General features: G+C 63.9%; 19 protein-coding genes and 1 pseudogene. 15 read left to right on the top strand and 5 right to left on the bottom strand.

Features of this window, described 5'->3' with window-relative positions:
• Nucleotides 1-148: 148 nt before the first annotated feature.
• A complete protein-coding gene (locus F3H98_RS07615; RefSeq protein ID WP_149759528.1) occupies nucleotides 149-2,347 on the top strand; it encodes an esterase-like activity of phytase family protein in 2,199 nt (732 codons plus the stop codon).
• A 769-nt stretch (nucleotides 2,348-3,116) separates the two neighbouring features.
• On the opposite strand, the gene F3H98_RS07610 is transcribed toward F3H98_RS07615, so the two are convergent.
• On the bottom strand, nucleotides 3,117-3,257 hold the full coding sequence (locus F3H98_RS07610) for a DUF1127 domain-containing protein (protein WP_149759527.1): 141 nt from the start codon (nucleotides 3,255-3,257) through the stop codon (nucleotides 3,117-3,119).
• Nucleotides 3,258-3,371: 114 nt separating this feature from the next.
• The gene (locus tag F3H98_RS07605; protein WP_149759526.1) at nucleotides 3,372-4,382 is read right to left on the bottom strand and encodes an NAD(P)H-quinone oxidoreductase; all 1,011 of its coding nucleotides are present in this window, start codon (nucleotides 4,380-4,382) and stop codon (nucleotides 3,372-3,374) included.
• A gap of 100 nt (nucleotides 4,383-4,482) precedes the next feature.
• On the opposite strand from F3H98_RS07605, the gene F3H98_RS07600 reads away from it, so the two are divergent.
• The 3 genes from F3H98_RS07600 to F3H98_RS07590 all read left to right on the top strand — a co-directional run bounded on the left by F3H98_RS07600 (nucleotide 4,483) and on the right by F3H98_RS07590 (nucleotide 6,285).
• A complete protein-coding gene (locus tag F3H98_RS07600) occupies nucleotides 4,483-4,677 on the top strand; it encodes a DUF1192 domain-containing protein (RefSeq protein WP_149759525.1) in 195 nt (64 codons plus the stop codon).
• A gap of 65 nt (nucleotides 4,678-4,742) precedes the next feature.
• A complete protein-coding gene (locus F3H98_RS07595; RefSeq protein WP_149759524.1) occupies nucleotides 4,743-5,990 on the top strand; it encodes an MFS transporter in 1,248 nt (415 codons plus the stop codon).
• 31 nt (nucleotides 5,991-6,021) lie between these two features.
• Nucleotides 6,022-6,285, top strand: a complete 264-nt coding sequence (locus F3H98_RS07590) for an ArsR/SmtB family transcription factor (protein WP_149759523.1) — start codon at nucleotides 6,022-6,024, stop codon at nucleotides 6,283-6,285.
• A gap of 231 nt (nucleotides 6,286-6,516) precedes the next feature.
• Here F3H98_RS07590 and F3H98_RS07585 read toward each other — a convergent pair whose 3' ends face one another.
• On the bottom strand, nucleotides 6,517-6,696 hold the full coding sequence (locus F3H98_RS07585) for a YdcH family protein (RefSeq protein ID WP_149759522.1): 180 nt from the start codon (nucleotides 6,694-6,696) through the stop codon (nucleotides 6,517-6,519).
• A gap of 230 nt (nucleotides 6,697-6,926) precedes the next feature.
• On the opposite strand from F3H98_RS07585, the gene F3H98_RS07580 reads away from it, so the two are divergent.
• The 6 genes from F3H98_RS07580 to F3H98_RS07555 all read left to right on the top strand — a co-directional run bounded on the left by F3H98_RS07580 (nucleotide 6,927) and on the right by F3H98_RS07555 (nucleotide 11,170).
• Nucleotides 6,927-7,130 (top strand): YdcH family protein, encoded by a 204-nt coding sequence (locus tag F3H98_RS07580; protein WP_149759684.1) that lies wholly within the window; start codon nucleotides 6,927-6,929, stop codon nucleotides 7,128-7,130.
• Between the two features lie 264 nt (nucleotides 7,131-7,394).
• Nucleotides 7,395-7,859 carry a 5-(carboxyamino)imidazole ribonucleotide mutase gene (gene purE / locus F3H98_RS07575; protein WP_425294821.1) on the top strand — a complete coding sequence of 155 codons (465 nt, stop codon included), beginning with the start codon at nucleotides 7,395-7,397 and terminating at the stop codon, nucleotides 7,857-7,859.
• Entirely contained in the window at nucleotides 7,856-8,968 is a 1,113-nt protein-coding gene (locus tag F3H98_RS07570; RefSeq protein ID WP_149759520.1) for a 5-(carboxyamino)imidazole ribonucleotide synthase, read from the top strand. Before purE ends, F3H98_RS07570 begins: the two co-directional genes overlap by 4 nt.
• A gap of 165 nt (nucleotides 8,969-9,133) precedes the next feature.
• Entirely contained in the window at nucleotides 9,134-9,259 is a 126-nt protein-coding gene (gene ykgO / locus F3H98_RS07565) for a type B 50S ribosomal protein L36 (RefSeq protein WP_008834857.1), read from the top strand.
• A gap of 167 nt (nucleotides 9,260-9,426) precedes the next feature.
• Nucleotides 9,427-10,038 carry a tetratricopeptide repeat protein gene (locus F3H98_RS07560; RefSeq protein ID WP_149759519.1) on the top strand — a complete coding sequence of 204 codons (612 nt, stop codon included), beginning with the start codon at nucleotides 9,427-9,429 and terminating at the stop codon, nucleotides 10,036-10,038.
• 70 nt (nucleotides 10,039-10,108) lie between these two features.
• Nucleotides 10,109-11,170: an alpha/beta fold hydrolase gene (locus tag F3H98_RS07555; protein WP_149759518.1), complete on the top strand. Its 1,062-nt coding sequence runs from the start codon at nucleotides 10,109-10,111 to the stop codon at nucleotides 11,168-11,170.
• 182 nt (nucleotides 11,171-11,352) lie between these two features.
• On the opposite strand, the gene pyk is transcribed toward F3H98_RS07555, so the two are convergent.
• Both pyk and F3H98_RS07545 read right to left on the bottom strand, forming a co-directional pair.
• Entirely contained in the window at nucleotides 11,353-12,789 is a 1,437-nt protein-coding gene (gene pyk, locus F3H98_RS07550) for a pyruvate kinase (RefSeq protein ID WP_149759517.1), read from the bottom strand.
• The gene (locus tag F3H98_RS07545) at nucleotides 12,786-13,274 is read right to left on the bottom strand and encodes a DUF1036 domain-containing protein (protein ID WP_149759683.1); all 489 of its coding nucleotides are present in this window, start codon (nucleotides 13,272-13,274) and stop codon (nucleotides 12,786-12,788) included. The genes pyk and F3H98_RS07545 overlap by 4 nt, the downstream gene beginning before the upstream one ends.
• A 234-nt stretch (nucleotides 13,275-13,508) precedes the next feature.
• On the opposite strand from F3H98_RS07545, the gene F3H98_RS07540 reads away from it, so the two are divergent.
• From F3H98_RS07540 to F3H98_RS07520, 5 genes and pseudogenes are all read left to right on the top strand, one after another.
• Entirely contained in the window at nucleotides 13,509-14,306 is a 798-nt protein-coding gene (locus F3H98_RS07540) for an N-formylglutamate amidohydrolase (protein ID WP_149759516.1), read from the top strand.
• Nucleotides 14,307-14,318: 12 nt separating this feature from the next.
• Nucleotides 14,319-14,627: a DUF1244 domain-containing protein gene (locus F3H98_RS07535; protein WP_149759515.1), complete on the top strand. Its 309-nt coding sequence runs from the start codon at nucleotides 14,319-14,321 to the stop codon at nucleotides 14,625-14,627.
• A 225-nt stretch (nucleotides 14,628-14,852) separates the two neighbouring features.
• The gene (locus tag F3H98_RS07530) at nucleotides 14,853-15,113 is read left to right on the top strand and encodes a DUF2312 domain-containing protein (protein WP_149759514.1); all 261 of its coding nucleotides are present in this window, start codon (nucleotides 14,853-14,855) and stop codon (nucleotides 15,111-15,113) included.
• 49 nt (nucleotides 15,114-15,162) lie between these two features.
• Nucleotides 15,163-15,654 (top strand): hypothetical protein, encoded by a 492-nt coding sequence (locus tag F3H98_RS07525; RefSeq protein WP_149759513.1) that lies wholly within the window; start codon nucleotides 15,163-15,165, stop codon nucleotides 15,652-15,654.
• A 36-nt stretch (nucleotides 15,655-15,690) separates the two neighbouring features.
• A pseudogene (locus tag F3H98_RS07520) lies at nucleotides 15,691-20,864 on the top strand (autotransporter family protein); the annotation flags it as partial.
• Between the last annotated feature and the right edge of the window lie 25 nt (nucleotides 20,865-20,889).

The following is a 20,889-nucleotide window of genomic DNA, read 5'->3' as shown; positions in this document are numbered from 1 at the left end:
CGTATATAGCGTTGTTCGCCCGTCGGGGCAAGAATCTTTGGTTTCGACGAAAGTTTTGCCTGTCACCAAACTGTCGCGTATCCGTCATCGGCCTGAAATCTGAACGCCGCAAAGCAGGACCGCCCCAAATCTGAGGAGAGGTTCTGCCATGCTGAATTCGCGCCTTTTCGCGCTGACCGCGGTGTTGACCGCGTCCGTCGCGCTGCCGGCCCATGCCGACATGATGTTCAACCGTGTCGCCAGCTTCCCCGTCGCCAACAACCTGCCCGCCGATGCCGACACGTCGAAGCCGACCTCGTCGGAAATCATCACGGCGAGCGAAGACGGCAACACGCTGGTCTATTCCGACAGCCCGCTGGGTGCGGTCGGCTTCATCGACATCACCGACGCTCGGGCGCCCAAGGCCGGCGGCATCGTCAAGATCGACGGCGAGCCGACCTCGGTCACCATCGCCGGCGGCAAGGTGCTGGCCGGCGTCAATACGTCCAAGAGCAAGGCCGAACCGTCGGGCAACCTGACCGTCATCGACCTCGCATCGAAGGCGATCGAGGCTGCCTGCGATCTCGGCGGCCAGCCCGATTCCGTGGCGCTTTCGAAGGACGGCAAGTTCCTTGCCGTCGCCATCGAGAACGAGCGCGATGAGGAAGTCGACGAGGGCAAGATCCCGCAAATGCCATCCGGCAACCTGAAAATCCTGTCGCTTGCCGCCGGCGTGCCCGATTGCGCCACCATCAAGACCGTCGAACTCACCGGCCTGTCCGAAATCGCTCCGGAAGACGCCGAACCGGAATTCGTTGCCTTCAACGATGCCGGCGAGATCGCCGTGACGCTGCAGGAAAACAACCACATCGCCATTGTCGATGCGGCGACCGCCAAGGTGACCGCACATTTCTCCGCCGGCTCGGTGACGCTCGAAAACGTCGACACCAAGAAGGACGGCGCCTTGAGGTTCACCGGCAAGCAGGAGAACGTGCTGCGCGAACCCGACGCGGTGAAGTGGCTCGACAACGACCGCCTCGTGGTTGCCAACGAAGGCGACTACAAGGGCGGCTCTCGCGGCTTCACCATCTTCAGGAAGACCGGCGAAGTGGCCTACGAATCCGGCCCGTCCTTCGAATATCAGGTCGCCAACGCCGGCCACTATCCGGAGGCGCGCAACAAGAAGGGCATCGAGCCGGAAGGCATCGAGACCGGCACCTTAGGCGAAGACAAGTTGCTCTTCGTCGCTTCGGAGCGCGGCTCGGTGGTCGGCGTCTACAAGGACACCGGCGGCGAACCGCAGTTCCTGCAGCTGCTGCCGTCCGGCATCGGGCCGGAAGGGCTGGTCGCCATCCCGTCGCGCAACCTTCTGGTCACCGCCAACGAGACCGATCTGGTCGAGGACGGCCTCGCCCGCTCGCATGTCATGGTCTTCGAGCGCGCCGAGGGGCCGGCCACCTATCCGATGATCACCGCCAAGCTGACGGATGAGGGCACGCCGCTCGGCTGGGGCGCGCTTTCGGCGCTGGCCGCCGGCGACGCGGCCGGAAAACTCTTCGCGGCTTCCGATTCTGTCTATGCCAATGCGCCGGCGATCTTTGCCGTCGACGCGACGCAGACGCCGGCTGTGATCACCGGCAAGACCGTCGTGACACGCGACGGCAACCCGGCGCAGAAGCTCGACATCGAAGGGTTGGTTGCAGACGGCGAGGGCGGTTTCTGGCTTGCCAATGAGGGCGACCCGGCAAAGCTCGTTCCGCATGCCATCCTGCACGTGAACGACAAGGGCGAGATCAGCCAAGAGATCGGCTTCCCGATGGACCTGCTCGCCCATCAGACCCGTTTCGGACTGGAAGGCATCACGACCGTTGGCGAAGGCGACGACCAGATGCTGGTCATGGCCGTGCAACGCGAATGGGCCGACGACGCCAAGGGCCAGGTCAAGCTCGTCGCCTACAAGCCGAAGGCCAAGGAGTGGTCGGCGGTGCGTTACCCGCTCGAAGCGCCGTCGGAAGGCGGCTGGATGGGGCTTTCGGAAATCACCGCCCACAACGGCAAGCTCTACGTCATAGAGCGCGACAATCTCGTCGGCGACCTCGCCAAGGTGAAGCGCCTCTATTCGGTGCCGCTCGACGGCTTCAAGCCGGCCAAGCTCGGCGGCGAGCTGCCGGTGGTCGAGAAGACGCTTGTGCGCGACCTGATCCCCGATCTGAAAAGCGCCACCAACGGCTATGTCGTCGACAAGGTCGAGGGCTTCACCATCGACAAGGACGGCAACGCCTTCGTCGTCACCGACAATGACGGCGTCGACGATTCCTCCGGCGAAACGCTGTTCCTCAAGCTCGGCAACATCGAAGCGGTGAACTGAGCTCATCGCTTCAGCGCCGGTTATTTCGACGCTGCCCCTCACCCTTACCCTCTCCCCGTGAAGGACGGGGAGAGGGGGGACGTTGTGGTCTCCACCTGCCTCCCTCCCCTCGATGGGGAGGGTGGCCCGCAGGGCCGGGTGGGGTGATGGCTGATGCGCGGATATCCACTTCCTCCTATATCACCCCCTCCGTCTCGGCTTCGCCTCGACACCTCCCCCATCGAGGGGGAGGAGGGACGGCGGCATTGTGGCCGACCGCCTTCGCTCCGCTCTGGTCTGCCGGCTTGTCCATTAAGACCCCCTCTCCGGTTTGCTGCGCAAACCACCTCTCCCCCGCTTCGCAGGGGCGAGGAACCGCTGCCGCGATGCCAGCGCTTCTCCAGCCTGGGTTCCTCGCCCCTGCGAAGCGGGGGAGAGGTGTCGACCCTGAGCTTGTCGAAGGGGAGACGGAGAGGGGGTTTCTTCATCAGCACAAGCTTCTCCGTTGCCACGCCCCGTTTCCGGTCTGGCTATTGGGTGGAAGAAAGTCGGGAAGCGGGGCGCTGGTTCAGCACCTCGTAAGTAAATTATTGGCGCCAAGTGCCCAGCGATCAGCAGCCATCCGTCCGGGCAAACAAAAACCCGCCAGACCATTCGGTCCGGCGGGTCTGGAGCCTGCGGCGGAATCGCGAGATTCCGTACTTACGCGGCTCTGCTTGGCAATGTTTTCAGCCGGCCCGGCCAGCAGACCGGCCGCGTTTCTCAACGCGCCGGCCTTTAGGCAGGGGCATCAGATCGCCGAGCGGGCGACCCGTTCGATGTCCGAGCGGGAAATGCCGACATCGCTCAGTTCACGGTTGTTCAGGCGGCTCAGTTCACGCACCGTCTCGTTGTAACGGCGCCAGTTCTTCAAAGTGCGGACCAGGTTCATCTGTCCCTCCATTCGTGTTCGATGGCGGTGATATGGTCATGACGCCGGGGAACTTGAATGGATTCTTTTGCATGGCCGGGATGCGTTTTGTGCATTGCACAATGGGGCCTGGAACTACGTCACGTCGAGCACGATCTTGCCGATGTGGTGGCCTTCCTCCATGCGTTCGTGCGCCCGCCAGGCCTCGCGCAGCGGGTAGATCATGTCCATCACCGGCGCGACGCGACGGGTGGCGAGCAGCGGCCAGACCTGCGCCTCGAGAGCCGCGGCGATGCCTGCCTTGAACTCGGTCGTGCGCGGCCGCAGCGTCGAGCCCGTGTGGGTCAGGCGCTTGACCATCAGCTTGGAAAAATCGGCGGCGGCGACGGGGCCGGACTGGGTGGCGATCTGCACGATGCGGCCGTCGACGGCGGCGGCCTGGTAGTTGCGCCCGACATAGTCGCCCGCCACCATGTCGAGGATGACGTCCGCGCCGCGCCCTTGCGTCGCCTCCGCGACGACCTCGACGAAGTCCTGGCGATGGTAGTTGACGGCGCGGTCGGCGCCGAGCTTCAGGCAGGCGGCGCATTTGTCTTCGGAACCGGCGGTGGCGATGACAAAGGCGCCGAACGCCGAGCCGAGCTGGATCGCCGTGGTGCCGATGCCGGACGAGCCGCCATGGACGAGCAGGGTCTCGCCCTTCTTCAGGGCGCCGCGTTCATACACATTGTGCCAGACGGTGAAGAAGGTTTCCGGCAACGCGGCCGCCTCGGTGAAGGTGAAGCCGGAGGGCACCGGCAGCGCGTTGCTTTCATGGACGAGGCAGAACTCGGCATAGCCGCCGCCCGGCGTCAGCGCGCAGACGCGGTCGCCGACGCGCCAGCGCGTCGCTCCTTCGCCAGTGGCCGCGACCTCGCCCGCGACTTCGAGGCCTGGCAGGTCCGACGCGCCAGCCGGCGGCGGATAGGTGCCCCGGCGCTGCAGTATATCCGGCCGGTTGACGCCGGCGGCCCGCACCCGAATCAAGATCTGGCCGGGGCCCGGCGTCGGTACGTCGCGCTTTTCGGGCTTCAGCACCAGCGGCCCGCCGGGCTGCGAGATCGCGATAGCGGTCATTTTCGCCGGGATGTTGGTGTCGTGTGCCATCGTGCTTCCTCTCCGAATTGCGAGCCGGCCCCCGGCATTTGCGTCAAGCATACCCTCGTATGTATTCTTTCGCACAAATCATGCAAACGGGAGCGTTCCGATGGCCATCTTCGACGACGAACCGACAAAACCCAAGCGCGTGCATGAAATCGGGCAGGACCTTTCGCTGCTGTCGGTCGGCGAACTGGAGGAACGCATCGTGCAGCTGACCGCCGAGATCGAACGGCTGCAAGCGGAGCTGAAATCGAAGGGCAGCACGAAAGCCGCGGCCGAAGCGCTGTTTCGCCGAAACTGATCCGCCGCGCCGCCGAAAAGACAAGGCGTCGCGATCTTTCAGAGCTCCCCCTGCCGGATAGAAGCATGTTCGCAACCTACAGACCGATACTCTCGCTGCTGCGCGGCACCGCTTTCCTCCTGGCGGCGTCGGGCCTGCATGGCCTGCTGTTGCCCTTGCGCGGGCAGGAGGAAGGATTTTCCACGGCATCGCTCGGCCTGCTCGGCACCGCCTGGGCGGGCGGCTTCGTCGCCGGCTGCTTCTTTGCGCCGCGGCTGGTGCGCAAGGTCGGCCATGTCAGGGCATTCGGCGCCTTCGCGGCTTCCGGCGCCATCATCGCGCTTTTGACCGGACTGATCATCAACGCGCCGGTGTGGATATTGCTGCGGGCCGGCACCGGCTTCACCATGGCCGGCGCCTTCATGGTCATCGAGAGCTGGCTGAACGAGCGGGCGACCAACGAGAACCGGGGCACGGTGTTTGGCCTCTACATGATGGTGACCTACGCCTCGATCATGGCCGGGCAGATGATCGTCGCCGCCGGCGACGTGAAACAGGCATCGCTGTTCATGGTGGCGGGCATCTTCTTCTGCTGCTCGCTGATCCCGACCGCCGTGTCTTCGGCGGCGACGCCGAAGCCGCTTCAGGATGTGTCGCTCGACCTCAAGGGCCTTTACGCCAATTCGCCGGTTTCCTTCGTCGGCTGCCTGCTGGTCGGCGTCGCCAACGGCGCCTGGGGAACGCTGGGCGCGGTCTACGGCGCCCGTATCGGCATCTCGACGGCGGAGATCGCGCTGATGATGAGCCTGGTGGTGGTTGCGGGGGCCGCCATGCAGATGCCGGTCGGCCGGCTTTCCGACAAGACCGACCGCCGTTACGTGCTGGCTGGCGCTGCCCTCGGCTCGGCGCTGTTCGCGCTGTCGATCTTCGTCGCCGCGCCGCGCACGGCGGCGTTCGTCATCGCCATGACGGCAGCCTATGGCGCGCTCGCCTACACGCTCTATTCGCTGGCGGTGGCGCATGCCAACGACCACGCCGCGCCCGAAGATTTCGTCAAGGTTTCGGGCGGGCTTTTGCTGCTCTACGGTTTCGGCACCATGATCGGCCCGGTGCTGGGTGCTGTGCTGATGGGAAGCCTGACGCCGGAAAGCCTGTTCCTGGCCACCGCGCTCGCGCATGCCTCGCTCGCCGTCTACACGGTGGTGCGGGTCAGCAAGCGCGCCCCGGTGCCGGTCGAGGATCGCGAGGCGTTCAAGTCGCTGCCTGCCGATCGCGCGGTAACGCCCGAATCGCTCAGGCTCGACCCGCGCGGCGAAGCCGAACAAGGCAGTTGAGATTCGCGAGGCTTTGCCTCACAAAGGTTGGATGAGCCCTGCCGATGCCTTCATCGCCATTGCTGATGCCAATCGCCGCTATTTGCTGGAGGAATTGCGGCGCGGGCCGAAAACCGTGAACCAGCTGGCGGCGGGGCTGCCGGTGTCGCGCCCGGCGGTTTCCCAGCATCTCAAGGTGCTGCTCGACGCCGGGCTGGTCAGCGCGCGCTCGGAAGGCACGAAGCGTTTCTACGCCGTCAGCACGGCCGGCTTCATGCATCTCAACATCTGGCTGGATCAGTTCTGGGAAAATTGAAGCATTTGGAGCCAGGTCGCTCAAAAGTGTGCAGCGGTTTTGCGGACAGCGACCTGCGTATCAAAATGTGAAGTGCGCGAAGCCAACCTGAAGGTTGCAACACGCTGTCGTCTGCCGCGGGCAGCTGCAGGTGGATCACCACTTTTCAAAAAACCATCCACACCCCCGGCGGCACACACGGCGCCGCCGCCAACAATTTCCGCGCCGGTGTTCCGGCTATGTCAGCCCCATTCAGTGCGTGGTGGGTTGGGACCTCAACTTTTCAATCTCGTCCTTGAGTGCCAGCTTGCGACGCTTCAGCTTCACGATTTCGAGATCGTCGACCGACGGATGCAGCAGGGCTTCGTCGATCTCGCGTTCAATATCACCGTGTTTGCGCTGAAGTTCTTCAAGATGGTTGGCAAGCGACATGATTGGTTCTCCCTTTCATGGTTCCTCGAGGCAACCGTCACGGAGTTCCACCGCTGAAGCCAGCGTGACGGATGGCGATACTTTGCCACCTCATCGCCTGCGAGTCGATTTCAACGTAGTAGCATTTCCTGTCAGCCTGAAATGTGGTAATAGCGCGGCGCCGGAATCAAGATTTCCGGACCCGCCCGGAATGGCGCGATTTGGGCGCCGGAGACTCACAGACGGTAAGTATGTCGGATCAGGAAAAGGCCGAGGTTCGTCTCGAGTTTGCACGGTTGAAACAAGAGCACGCGGACTTCGACGCTGCGATTGAAGCAATGATCGCCACCGGCTGCGATCCCCTGCAAATTCAGCGCATGAAAAAGAAGAAACTTGTCCTCAAGGACAAGCTGAAGAATCTCGAGGACAAGATCATTCCCGACATCATCGCCTGAGGCGCGCTTGGAAACACTACTCGCGCGGCCACCTGCCGGCGTTTTCTGCGCTTCCGGTTCTCACGTACTATAAGTACGCTCCGCTTCGGTTTCCGAAATCACCACCAGCCGTCTCGCGTGAGCGAGTTTCGAGGCGGGCTCGCGCCGCGCTTCGGCAGATTGGCCGGCGATCCTTGCGATGACAGCCAAACTCAGCTAATGCGCCCACTTCCTTCGTGTCGGGGAAATGCCGTGGCAAAACAACGCGCCGATGTCGCCATCATCATGGGCAGCCAGTCCGACTGGGCGACGATGAAACACGCCGCCGACACGCTTGCAGCGCTTGGCGTTCCCTATGACAGCCGCATCGTCTCGGCCCACCGCACGCCGCAGCGGCTCTACGAATTCGCGCATGGCGCCAAGGCGGAGGGCTTCAAGGTCATCATCGCCGGCGCCGGGGGCGCTGCGCACCTGCCCGGCATGACAGCGGCGATGACGGCGCTGCCGGTGTTTGGCGTGCCCGTGGAATCAAAGGCGTTGTCTGGCCAGGATTCGCTGCTGTCGATCGTGCAGATGCCGGGCGGCATCCCAGTCGGCACGCTGGCGATCGGCAAGCCCGGCGCCATCAACGCCGCACTACTCGCCGCCGCGGTCCTTGCGCTTGGCGACGACGCGCTGGCCGGCAGGCTCGAGGCCTGGCGCGCCGAACAGACGGCGAAAGTCGCCGAAACACCCTCGGACCCGGCATGAGCGCCGCGCTGCCCGCCGGCTCAACGATCGGCATCATCGGCGGCGGCCAGCTCGGCCGCATGCTGGCGATGGCCGCCGCCCGGCTCGGTTACCGCACGGTGGTGCTTGAGCCGCAGAGCGATTGCCCAGCCGCGCAGGTCGCCAACCGGCAGATCATCGCCGCCTACGATGACGCTTACGGGCTGGCCGAGCTGGCGCGCGAAAGCGACGTCATCACCTACGAGTTCGAGAACGTGCCGGTGGCTTCGACGGCAGTGCTTTCCGCCGACGCGCCGGTGTTTCCGCCGGCCAAGGCGCTGGAGGTCAGCCAGGACCGCGTGGTCGAGAAATCGTTCCTCAACGGCATCGGCATATCCACAGCGGACTATCGTCCTGTGGATAACGACCGGCAGCTGATCGATGCCCTGAAGGCATTTTCGGGCGCCGGAATCCTGAAGACGCGCCGCATGGGCTACGACGGCAAGGGCCAGCGCGCCTTTCGCGATGTCGGCGGCGACGACGTTTCCGGCACCTTTGCCGCCATGGGGGCCGTGCCGCTCGTGCTGGAGGCCTTCGTTTCCTTCAGGCGCGAAATCTCGGTGATCGCGGCGCGGGGCCGCGACGGCTCCATGGCCGCCTACGACCCGGCCGAGAATATCCATCGCGCCGGCATCCTCCATACATCGACCGTTCCGGCGAGCCTGCCGGCTGCGACGGCGCGGGCGGCGCGCGATGCGGCCTTTACGATCCTCAAGGCGCTCGACTATGTCGGGGTGATCGGGGTCGAGTTTTTCGCCTTGAAGGACGGCAGCCTGCTGGTCAACGAGATCGCGCCGCGTGTCCACAATTCCGGCCACTGGACCGAGGCTGCATGCGGCATTTCGCAGTTCGAGCAGCATATCCGCGCAATCGCCGGGCTGCCGCTCGGCGCGACCGTGCGCCATTCCGACTGCGTGATGGAAAATCTGATCGGCAACGATATCGGCCGTGCGGAAGCGCTGCTCGCCGAACCCAATCTCGTGCTGCACCTCTATGGCAAGGTCGAGGCGCGGGTAGGCCGCAAAATGGGCCATTTCACGCGCCTGAAGAAACGGACCGCTCCCAGGGCAACGAAGGCGACGGGGACCTAAGGTATATGCAAGCCGGGCAGAATCGCCCGCATTCCGCTCCAGTGAGGGCTTCCGGCGGTTGACACGGGCAAGTGACCTCGTTTATGAGCCTCTCACAAATTCGGCGCGTCTTCGGGCGCGCCTTTCAGTTCGGCCCGGACGAGGGCCCATTCGACGGGCAAGACAATGAAGATCAAGAATTCGCTCAAGGCTCTCAAGGGCCGCCACCGCGACAACCAGCTGGTTCGCCGCAAGGGCCGCATCTACATCATCAACAAGACTGCGCCGCGCTACAAGGCCCGCCAGGGCTGATCGGGCGTTAGAGCATTTTGCAGCCAGGCGGAATCGCCTGGCGTCGCACAAATGCGGCTAAACAAGAGATAGAGCGGAATGCCCGGCTCAATCTCTGAACGCACTCCGCCCTTCTCTCACGCGAAATTCAGTTTGACGTTCCGCGATGCGGGGATAGATTCCCGCATATGCGGAGCGTTTTTGCATTGGCTACTGCCCTGACATTCGGCGCCGCGTTTCCGGCTTTCGCCGAAGAACTTCCCATTCAGCAGGAACCACCCGCCCAGCAGGAGGCCAAGCCGCTGGCCGAAGAAAAGGTCGGCAGCCGCCTCGACGAGCTTTTCAGCGAGCTCAAGCGCGAGCGCAACGAAAAGGCGGCCGAGCGCATCGCCGGCAGGATCTGGCAGGAATGGTTCAAATCGGGCAGCGCCTCGGTCGACCTGATGATGCAATGGGCAAGCCAGGCGATGGAAGCCAAGAAATTCGATGTGGCGCTGGACTTTCTCGACCAGGTGATCGTGCTGCAGCCAACCTACGCGGAAGGCTGGAACCGCCGCGCCACCGTGCATTTCATGATGCAGAACTTCGGCAAGTCGATGGCCGACATCGAGCGGACGCTGGAATTGGAACCGCGCCATTTCGGCGCCTTGTCCGGCATGGCCGAAATCATGAAGACCACCGGCCGCAAGCAGCTGGCGCTCGATGCCTATCAACGCGTGCTTGAAATCTATCCGATGATGCGCAGCGCGCAGAACGAGGTGTCCGAGCTTTCCGAAGAATTGGCGGGCGAGGGCATCTGACCGGAAACCCGGCCTGCCGCGCCCTCGTTGCTTAAGCTACCCATCCCGCAGACATTTTTTTGCCCCGACGATGAATTTGACAGCCGCCGCATTCGCCTTTCTGCTCGCCTTTTTCCTGATGCTGGCCGGCGTCACCCGCGTCGGCTCCTGGCTGATCGAGCGGCGCAACCCGCCGGTCGGGAGTTTTGCGACGGTGAACGGCGCCCGCATGCATTATGTGCACGTGCCGGCCGGGCCCAACCCCGACCTGCCGCCCGTCGTGTTCATCCACGGCGCCAGCGCCAACCTCAAGGACCAGATGGCGCCGCTGAGGCCGCTGCTCGAAGGGCGCGCCGAAATGCTGTTCTTCGACCGTCCCGGCCACGGCTGGTCCGGGCGCGGCAGCCGCAACAGTAACCCGCACGAGCAGGCGGAGACCATCGCGGCGTTGATGGATCATGTCGGCATCCGGGATGCCATCATCGTCGGCCACTCCTTCGGCGGGGCGGTGACGGCGACCTTCGGGCTGGAGCAGGCGGCGAGGACCCGCGGCCTGGTGTTCCTGTCGGCGGTTAGCCACCCGTGGCCCGGCGGGGCGACCGCCTGGTACTACAGCGTTGCGGCGACCCCGGTGATCGGCTGGCTGTTTGCGCAGACGGTCGCCTATCCCGCGGGCACGTCGCGCCTGGCCGCCGCCACGACCTGCGTGTTCGCCCCGAACGCGGTGCCGGACGGCTATTCCGACGCGGCTTCGATACCGCTGGTGCTGCGGCCTCGCGCTTTCCGTTCCAATGCGCTCGATGTCGCCGGCCTCTACGGCCATGTTCTGGAGGCCGCCAAACGCTACCGCGACATCAAGGTCCCGACGGTGGTGATTTCGGGCGACCGCGACGCCGTGGTCTACGAGGAGATCCACTCCACGGGGCTGGCGCGCGACATTCCCGGTGCCGAACCGGTCTGGGTCAGGAATCTCGGCCACAAGCCCGACTGGGTCGGGCCAGACCTGGTGGTGGCGGCGATCGAGAAGGTGGCCGGCAAGGAGCGCGATCTTGCCGGCGTGGCGCGCGCCGTCGAGGCGCGGATCGCCGGCGACGCATATGGCGCCGGCTGCATCGACGAGAAAGCGCCGGTGGCCGAACTGGCGCCGCAGTAGCCAGGAAATTTACAGTGGGTTGCTCGAGGGCGTTCGGACCACCGCCCCCTCCACCGCCTTCGGCGGTCCCCCTCCCCCGTAAACGGGGGGAGGATCAGCGGCGACGTGGATCCTCCCCTGCGAAGCGGGGGAGGTGCCGAGCGAAGCGAGGCGGAGGGGGCGCTGGCGGTGAAATCCGACAGCTAGATCCCGCCCAGCCCGTCAGAACCGATATAGGCGATGCGCAGCATGTTGGTGGAGCCCGGCGTCCGCAGCGGCACGCCCGCGGTGATGATGATGCGGTCGCCGACCTTGCCGAAGCCTTCGGCAAAGGTGATCTGGCAGGCGCGGTCGACCATGTCGTCGAGATCGGCGGCGTCCGGCGTCACCACGCAATGGGTTCCCCACAAAAGCGACAGCCGGCGGGCCGTCTGAAGCACCGGCGAGAGCGCGATGATCGGCACCTGCGGGCGCTCGCGGGCGGCGCGCAGGCCGGTGGTGCCGGATGCCGTGTAGGTGACGATGGCCGTCAGCTTCAGCGTCTCGGCGATCTGCCTTGCGGCGAGCGAAATCGCGTCGGCGCCGGTCGCTTCGGGCTCGGAACGCTGGGCGTTGATGATGCCGGGATAGGTCGGGTCCTGCTCGACGCGCCGGGCGATGCGATCCATGGTCGCCACCGCTTCGACCGGGTATTCGCCGGCGGCGGATTCGGCCGAAAGCATGATGGCGTCGGCGCCCTCGAAGACAGCCGTGGCGACGTCGGACACTTCGGCGCGGGTCGGCACTGGTGCCGTGATCATCGATTCCAGCATCTGCGTGGCCACCACCACCGGCTTGCCGGCGCGGCGGGCGGCGCGGGTGATCTGCTTCTGGATACCGGGCACGGCTTCCAGCGGCATCTCGACGCCGAGGTCGCCGCGCGCCACCATCAGCGCATCCGAGAGTTCGATGATCTCGGCAAGCCGGGCAACTGCCTGCGGCTTCTCGATCTTCGACAGCAGCGATGCGCGGCCGCGGGCGATCTTGCGCACCTCGGCCAGATCTTCCGGCCGCTGGATGAAGGACAGCGCCACCCAATCGACGCCGGTGGCAAGCACGGCATCGAGATCGCGGCGATCCTTTTCGGTCAGTGCGCCAACCGGCAGGTCGGTGTCCGGCAGGCTGACGCCCTTGCGGTCGGAAATCTTGGTGCCGGAAACGACCGTGCAGACGATCGACTTGCCGTCGGCGGCTTGCGCCTGCAGCTGCAGGCGGCCGTCGTCGATGAGCAGGCGGTGGCCGGGCTGCACCGACTGGAGGATTTCAGGATGCGGCAGGTTGACCCGGGTGGCGTCGCCGAGTTCCGTGCGGTCGTCGAGCGTAAAGGTCTGGCCGACGGTCAGTTCTTCCTTGCCGTTGGCGAATTTGCCTACGCGCAGCTTCGGCCCCTGCAGGTCGGCGAGGATGCCGATCGGGCGTCCCACCGCTTCCTCCACCGCGCGGATGCGCCCCACCAGGGTTTCCATGGTGGGGTGGTCGGTGTGGCTCATGTTGATGCGGAAAACGTCGGCGCCGGCTTCGAAAAGCTTGCGGATCATGGCCTCATCCGAGGAGGCTGGACCGAGCGTGGCGAGTATTTTTACCTTGCGGCTGCGTCTCATTGACCGTTGCTTCCCGTGACGGCGGCAGTGCCGTCCGTTGCGGGCTCGTCAGTCAATTGGACCATCCAGCTTGCCTGCTCGCCCGTGTCGTATTCCTGAAAGCCGGCGCGCTGGAACCCTCGGGCGAAACAATCGCTGACACCGGAAACCTTGAACTCTTTTTCCGCTACGCACATGTTGACCGGACCATCCCAGCGCCCACCGCGCTCGGCATCTTCTGCATAAAGATAGTAATAGCGTGATGACAGCTGGCCTTCGATCAGTGTCTTGCAGGTCGAGCCCTCGACATGCCACCAGCCTTCGGTGACCCAGCCCGCCTTGGCGCGGTAGCCGACCGCGACGCCAACGAGATTCTGCGTGGCGTTGCAAACACGGAAGTCGGCATGGGCCGGGGTGGCTGACAAGGCGGCCAGGACCGGCAGCGCGAGAACGGCCGAGAGGGCGGTCACCACAAGGTGAAAACGCTGCCTCCTGGCGATTTCCATCGTGAAGCCCCTCATGCGTGAAATCAGCATATTAGACGCCCCTTTTCGGCAAAGTGCGGGCGCATGTCAACGCGGTTGCGTCGTCAATCCTAATCGATTAGTGCGCCAAAAGCGCCCGGATTCGGGCGCCCGCACCCATTTCAGCGAAAACAATGACCAAACAACGGCGTTGCGCGGCGAAACACTTCGTGGAATGACCGGGTTTGCCCGCAGCCACCACCACCGCCGGACCCCATGACCCGTTCCGCAATTTTTGCCCCGTTCGACATCATCGAAGGCGACCGGAAGAGAGGCATCGTGCTGGTCGCGGACCACGCGCACCGCGAACTGCCGGAGGAATATGGCGATCTCGGCCTGCCGGCGTCGGAGTTCGACCGTCACATCGCCTATGACATCGGTGTCGCGGCGGTGACGGCCAGGCTTGCCGGGCTTATCGGCGCGCCGGCGGTGATGGCGCGGTTCTCTCGGCTCCTGATCGATCCCAATCGCGGCGAGGACGATCCGACGCTGATCCGCCAGCTCTATGACGGCACGGTGGTGCCGGGAAATTACCCGATGGCGGCGGAGGAGCGGGAGCGCCGGCTCGATCGCTTTTACCGCCCCTATCACGACGCGGTCGCCGCCATGGTGGCATCCGTGGCGCACGAATCGGGAGGCGCGCCGTTCATCTTCTCGGTGCATTCGTTCACGCCGGTGATGCAGGGCCATGTCAGGCCCTGGCATGTCGGCGTGCTGTGGGACATGGACCATCGCGCGCCATGGCCGCTGATCGAGATGCTGGCCGCCGACCAGAATCTCGTCGTCGGCGACAACGAGCCTTATGACGGGGCGCTGCGCGGCGACACCATGTTCCGTCACGCAATCGTCAACGGTTTCGCCCATGCGCTGATCGAGATCCGGCAGGACCTGATCGCCGACGACCGCGGTGCTACCGAATGGGCCGAGCGCCTGGCGCCGATCGTTGACGTGATCAACCGGCGTGCCGATATACACGAGGTCAGACAATTCGGCTCGCGAACCGGGCCGGTGTGAAGGATTCTCCAGATGACCGAATTCAGCGACGAACAGAGGCGCGATTTCGAGGCGGCGGCGTTCCGCACGCTGGTCGAGCATCTGCGCCAGCGCAGCGACGTGCAGAACATCGACCTGATGAATCTCGCCGGCTTCTGCCGCAACTGCCTGTCCAACTGGTATCGCGACGCCGCCGATGCCGCAGGTGTTGCGCTGTCGAAGGACGAATCGCGAGAAATTGTCTACGGCATGCCCTATGCCGAGTGGCAGGCGAAGCACCAGACGGACGCTTCCGCCGCCAAGCGGGCCGAATTCGAGGCGCGGCGGCCGAAGGATCACTAGCTTACCCTCGCCCCGTTTACGGGGAGAGGGTGGTCGCGAAGCGACCGGGTGAGGGGCAGCAGTTGCTTGACAAATTTGATGCCGCCCCTCATCCGCCTGCCGGCACCTTTTCCCCGTGAACGGGGAGAAGGGGAACTTCCGCCTTGACCCGCTCCCCGGCCTGAGGCATCGAACCGGCCGACCCTTGCCGTGCCCGAGTCGCGGCCCACATTCCGGAGACATTTCATGGCCGACGACATCACCGAAACCAGCCAGACCGTTGCCGCGGGCCAGTTGCGCGCCTTCATCGAGCGCGTCGAGCGGCTGGAAGAGGAAAAGAAGACCATCGCCGACGACATCAAGGAAGTCTTTGCCGAGATGAAGGGCACCGGCTTCGACACCAAGGCGGTGCGCACCATCATCCGGCTGCGCAAGAAGGACCAGGCCGAGCGCCAGGAGGAGGAAGCGATCCTCGACCTTTACAAGGCCGCGCTCGGCATGGAGTAGTAGGTCCGGGAAGATTTTCCTGGGAGGTCGGCGGTATGCAGGCTGATGGATGAATGTCTCCGCCTGTCGCGGCCTGCGGCAGTGCAATGGGTATCGACGCATTCGTCACACGTTCAAGAAGTTGCTGTGCAGCACCGCCGCGCTCAGCAGCCAGGCTGCTTCTCGCCGGTCGATCTTGATCGTCTCGCCGCCTTATTTATGCGGCATGAGGAATGCCATGCGAAGAATTATCTTCACGGCAATCTGTATCGCCGCCGCAACAGCCGCGAACGCCCATGACTGGTACGAGGACAAGTTCGACCCGCAGATGAAATACAAGTGTTGCGATGGCACTGATTGCCGCGCCATACCTCGGTCTTCGGTACGGTCCAGGATCGACGGTGGTTACACTTACCTGCCGCATAATTTCACCATTCCGCGCGACCGCGTACAGGAATCCCCGGACGACCAGTATCACATCTGCGAGGGTACCTACGTCGTAACCAATCAGCTGTATTTGCGTTGCTTTTTCGCGCCTCGCGTGAAGGTTTCTCTACGTTAGACGCGTTTAAGGCAAACTGCGCGTCGCTGCCGCTTCATGCGGGTTCCCACGACGACCATTCTCCCTGGCGGTCCACCCTGGCACTGCGCTTGCGGTGCAACACTAGGTGGAAAAAGAGCCCGGGCGAAGACGGAAGAGCTTGATTTTGGCCACGCTTTCCCCTCTCAACTAGGTCGGCGGGTGACGGCTGCTCGAGAGGCAGGCGTTTTGATGCATTTGCGCCTTCGAAAGGCTCTGCTCCAGTCCGGGACCATGCTTTTGCCCGGTACCCTGATCCTTTTGCCGAGCACCTTCCTCGCTAGCCCAGCCTACGCCAGATGCGTGAACACGACCACCGGCATCGAAGTCACGCAATCGACCGGACAGCCGACTTCCGGTCAGAGCGTCGTCTGCGACAGCACGCCTCCTAATCCCACCGCCGCGACTACTGCCGTCTCGGCCGTTGCCGGAAGCAGCAATGTCAGTGTGACGGTTCTGCCCGGCGCCATAATGAACTCGACCGTTCGCGCCATCGGCGTGGAGCGCAACAGTAGCGCGCTCAATCAGGGGCAGATCACCACCACCGGCGTAAACGCATTCGGCATGTCGGCGACCGGAACGGGGAGCACGCTTACAAACCAAGGGTCGATCTCCACAGCCGGCACGACCAGTTGGGGCATGGACGCCCGCGGAAGCAATACGACCATCGTCAATTCGGGCTCCATTTCGGTTAGCGGCGCGGGCAGCTCCGGTATCAGGACGAATGCTCTCAACTCTTCGATCACCAACAGCGGCACGATCACGGTTACAAGCACCGGTGCTGCCCCCAATTTTCCCTCCGGCGTCCTGTTCCAAGCCGGTTCGTCAGGCACGTTCTACAACCAAGCCGGAGGCTCCATATCGAGCGTGAACGGCGCGGGCGTTCGCGTTGTGAGCGACGGTCTTGTCACGGTGCGCAATGCCGGCACGCTGACAAGCGATATTGGCTCCGCGGTTCGGTTTGATGCCAGCAACAACGTCTTGATCCTGGAGACCGGCTCCGTGCTCAACGGCGATGCACTGAGCGCCGGGACTGGAAATACAGTGCGGCTTCAGGGGACCGGAAGCGAAGACAGCAACTTCATTGGCGCCACCGCTGGGAACGGGTTCCAGTCGCTGGTCATGGAGGGCAGCAACTGGACGCTATCGGGCAACGCCACCATCACGGGCACGACCGCCAATGCCGTGGCGGTGAACAGCGGGACGCTCGTGTTGGGTGGCATCGTCACCAATAGCGGCGTGGACGGGGGCACGACAATAGCCCCGGGGGCTACGCTTCAGCTGGGCGACGGCGGCGCCACGGGCACGATCACCGGCAATATTGTCGACAACGGCACGCTTGCCTTCAACCGCAGCGACAATCTTACTTTTGACCAGGTAGTCAGCGGCTCGGGCTCACTCGTCATGCGTGGAACCGGTGTCCTGACACTGACGGCCATCAACACCTATGGCGGGCCGACGGTTCTGGAAGGGGGAGTGCTTGCCTTCAGCAGGCCCCACAATCTCGGCACGCTCGGCAATCGGATTATCTTCGACGGGGGCACACTGCAGCTGGCGGCGGCGAGCAGCTTCATCGGCCGCCCGGTCACTGTTGATGCCGGCGGCGGCGCAATCGACACCAACGGGTTCAACTTCGAGTATCGGGGGGTAGCCAGCGGGACAGGCCCGCTGACCAAGCTTGGCGGCGGTAGGTTGCACCTGACCGGCAACAGTACCTATTCGGGCACGCTGACGATCGCGGCCGGTGGCGTGCAACTCGGCAACGGCGGCACCAGCGGCAGCATTCTCGGCAACATCGTTAACAATGGCTTCTTGACCTTCAACCGCAGTGATACGTTCACGGTTCCAGGGGTGATCTCGGGTATCGGGCCTGTGATCCAGGAGGGTACCGGCAACACGATCCTGACCGGCGCAAACAGCTACCTGGGACACACAGCCGTTCTGTTGGGCGGCCTGTTCGTCGACGGCAATCAATCGGCGGCAACGGGGGCGACCTCGGTTGCCAGCGGGGCAACGCTGGGCGGTACAGGCACTATCGGCGGCAGCGTCTCTGTCGCGGATGGCGGGCATTTGTCACCGGGCACCGCCGGACCTGCCCCCGGTACTCTCACGATCGCTCAAGACCTGTCTCTCGGATCGGGATCGTTCCTCGATTATAGTTTCGGCCAGGCCGGTGTGGTTGGCGGTGCACTCAACGACTTGACCGTCGTTGGCGGCAATCTGACGCTTGACGGCACCCTGAACGTCACAACCCCGCCCGGCGGCAGCTTCGACCCAGGAATCTACCGGGTCATGAGTTATGCGGGCAGCCTCACCAATAATGGTCTGACTGTCGGGACGATCCCGTCTCCGAATTTCTTCCTTCAGACGTCGGTCGCCAATGAGGTCAATCTGGTCAACACCAACGGCCTGCCGCTGAACTTCTGGGACGGCGATGCAGGTCCCCAGAATGACGGCATCGTCAATGGCGGGGACGGGACTTGGCAGAACTCTGCCTTGGATGACAATTGGACGGAGCAGACCGGTGCGATCAACGCGCCTTACCAGAACGGTTCCTTTGCGATCTTCGCAGGGCAACCCGGAACCGTCACCGTCGACAACAGTCTCGGCGGCGTCGCCATCAACGGGATGCAATTTGCCTCCAACGGCTACGTCATCCAGGGCGATCCGGTCACCATGGTCGGTGCTCCAACAATCATTCGCGTTGGCGACGGCAGCACAGTCGGTTCCGGCTATACAGCAACGATCGGGGCTGTACTGACCGGCAGCTCGCCATTGGAAAAATCGGATCTGGGGACGCTGATCCTCACTGCCGAGAATGACTACGTCGGCGGCACGACGATCACGGCGGGCACGCTGCAGCTCGGCAATGGCGGCACCTCCGGAAGTATCGTCGGAGACGTAATCAACAGTGGCGCGCTGGTGTTCAATCGAGCGGACGATGTCACCTACGACGGAAGCGTCAGTGGCACGGGAACCTTGACCAAAGAGGGCGCCGGCACGCTAGTCCTACTCGGCAATATCACCGAGAGTGGCGACGCAACGGTCAGCGCGGGGGTTTTGCAGATCGGCAATGGGGGTAACCAAGGAACGCTGGCCGCCAACATCGTCAACAACTCAACGCTCGTATTCAATCGTTCCGATCTTTACGGGCAAGGCAGCGTCATCAGTGGGACCGGCCTGGTCGAGCAGCGCGGGCCAGGCATCCTGATACTAGGTCGGGACAACAGCTACAGCGGTGGGACCTTAATCAGCAACGGGACCCTTCAAGTAGGTGACGGAGGCACTGCCGGCACACTCGGCACGGGTGACGTGGTCGACAACGGCATTCTGGTCTTCAACCGCAGCGATACGTTCACGGTTGCGAATGTGATCTCGGGAATTGGCTCCGTGACGCAGATAGGCCCCGGCGCCACCGTGCTGACAGCGGACAATCCCTACACCGGCGGCACATCCGTCACTGCTGGCACGTTGGCTGTCGGCGATGCGGCGCATCCGGCTGCCGCGATTTCAGGAGGCGGCCCTGTCGATATCGCAGCCGGCGCCACCCTCGGCGGCTACGGCAGCGTAACGGGCACGGTAACCAACAGCGGCACCATTGCGGTCGCGAATGCTGTTACGCCGTTTGCCGCTGACCCGACCGGCACGTTCACGATCAATGGCGACCTCACCAACAGCGGGCTGTTGCAACTGGGCGGAACGGGCGTCGGCAACAAGCTCGTCATCGCCGGGAACTATGTCGGCGCGGCGGGCGCTACAGGAGCGCTGAATACCTTCCTCGGGACGGATGGCTCGCCGTCCGACCGGATCGTCATTGACGGTGGCTCGGCGTCAGGCATGACCGGCCTTACTTTCACGATGTCGGAGGGCCGGGGGCGCAGACCCTTGCAGACGGCATCCTTGTCGTCGAAGCGCTGAATGGCGCACAGACCAACACTTTCGCGCTCAACAATTTCGTCTCAGCCGGCGGCTTCGAATATTTCCTGTTCAGTGGCGCGATCGCACCCGGAAACGAGGAGAACTGGTATCTGCGCAACACTATTGTGGCGCCTCCACCAGGAATACCCGTGCCGACACCTGCCCCGGCTCCCAACCCCCTCAGCCCGCTCCCGGCAGGACCACTACAGACGCCGGTCAGTTCGTTCGCGCTTCCGGTTCCGACCGTCGATCCCGCCAATCCTCCGGTTCAGCCTCCTCCTCCGACGCCCGGCGCCACACCGTTCATCGGACCGGTCATCCCGCTCTACAGCATCGAAGTTCCGGTTGCTTCGGCAATTCCCTCCGCACAACGGCAAGTGGCGCTTGCAACCCTCGGTACGTTCCACGAGCGGCGAGGCGGGCAGGATGTGCTCGATCCGGCGGACAACTTCTCGTCCGCCTGGGGCAGGGTCTTCGGCCAAAGCGTCGAACGCGACCAAGAGGGTACGGTCAACCCGACCATCGACGGCACGTTATGGGGCATTCAGGCCGGCCTCGACATCCTGCGCCGGGAAAGCGAAAGCGGCCATCGCGACATCGCTGGCCTGTTCCTGGGTTACGCGGCACTCGATGCCGACGTCCGGGGCTTGGCGCTTGGCTGGAACAATCTTTCAGTCGGTGACATCGACGTCGACGCGACCAGCATCGGCGGCTACTGGACCCATATCGGCCCGACCGGCTGGTATCTCGACGGTGTGCTGATGGGGTCCTTTTACGGAGGCGAAGGACAATCACGCCGAGGCGCCAGTGTGGAGGCGGACGGACAGGGCATCACCGTCTCCGTGGAAGGTGGTTATCCGCTTGCACTTTCGCCGACCTGGAAGATCGAGCCACAGGCGCAACTGATCTGGCAACACCAGTCGCTTGACGACGCCGGGAGCGCATTCTCGACCGTATCATTCGACACGGACGATGCAGTGACAGGCAGGGTAGGAGCACGCCTGGAAGGCGAGTTCCAGACATCGGCCGGCCTGTTGCGACCCTATCTCAAAGCCAGTCTCTGGCACGATTTCTCAGGTAGCGATGCAGTCAGCTTCAACGCCAATCCGTTTGTGACGAACTTCGGCGGGACGGCGCTTGAACTAGGCGGCGGCATCACCGCATCCATCAACGAGAACGTCAGCCTCTATGCGACAGCCGACTACACCTTCGATGTCGACGGCGAGAAGTACAGAGCGTTCGAGGGAAATGTCGGGCTGAGCGTGACCTGGTGACACGCAACCACGGCCTCCAGCGGGG

The organism is Neomesorhizobium albiziae, from assembly GCF_900114255.1.
In the GTDB taxonomy this organism is placed as follows: Bacteria; Pseudomonadota; Alphaproteobacteria; order Rhizobiales; family Rhizobiaceae; genus Neomesorhizobium; species Neomesorhizobium albiziae.
Note: the sequence above shows the minus strand (reverse complement) of the source record. Positions and strands in the feature narration are given on the sequence as shown.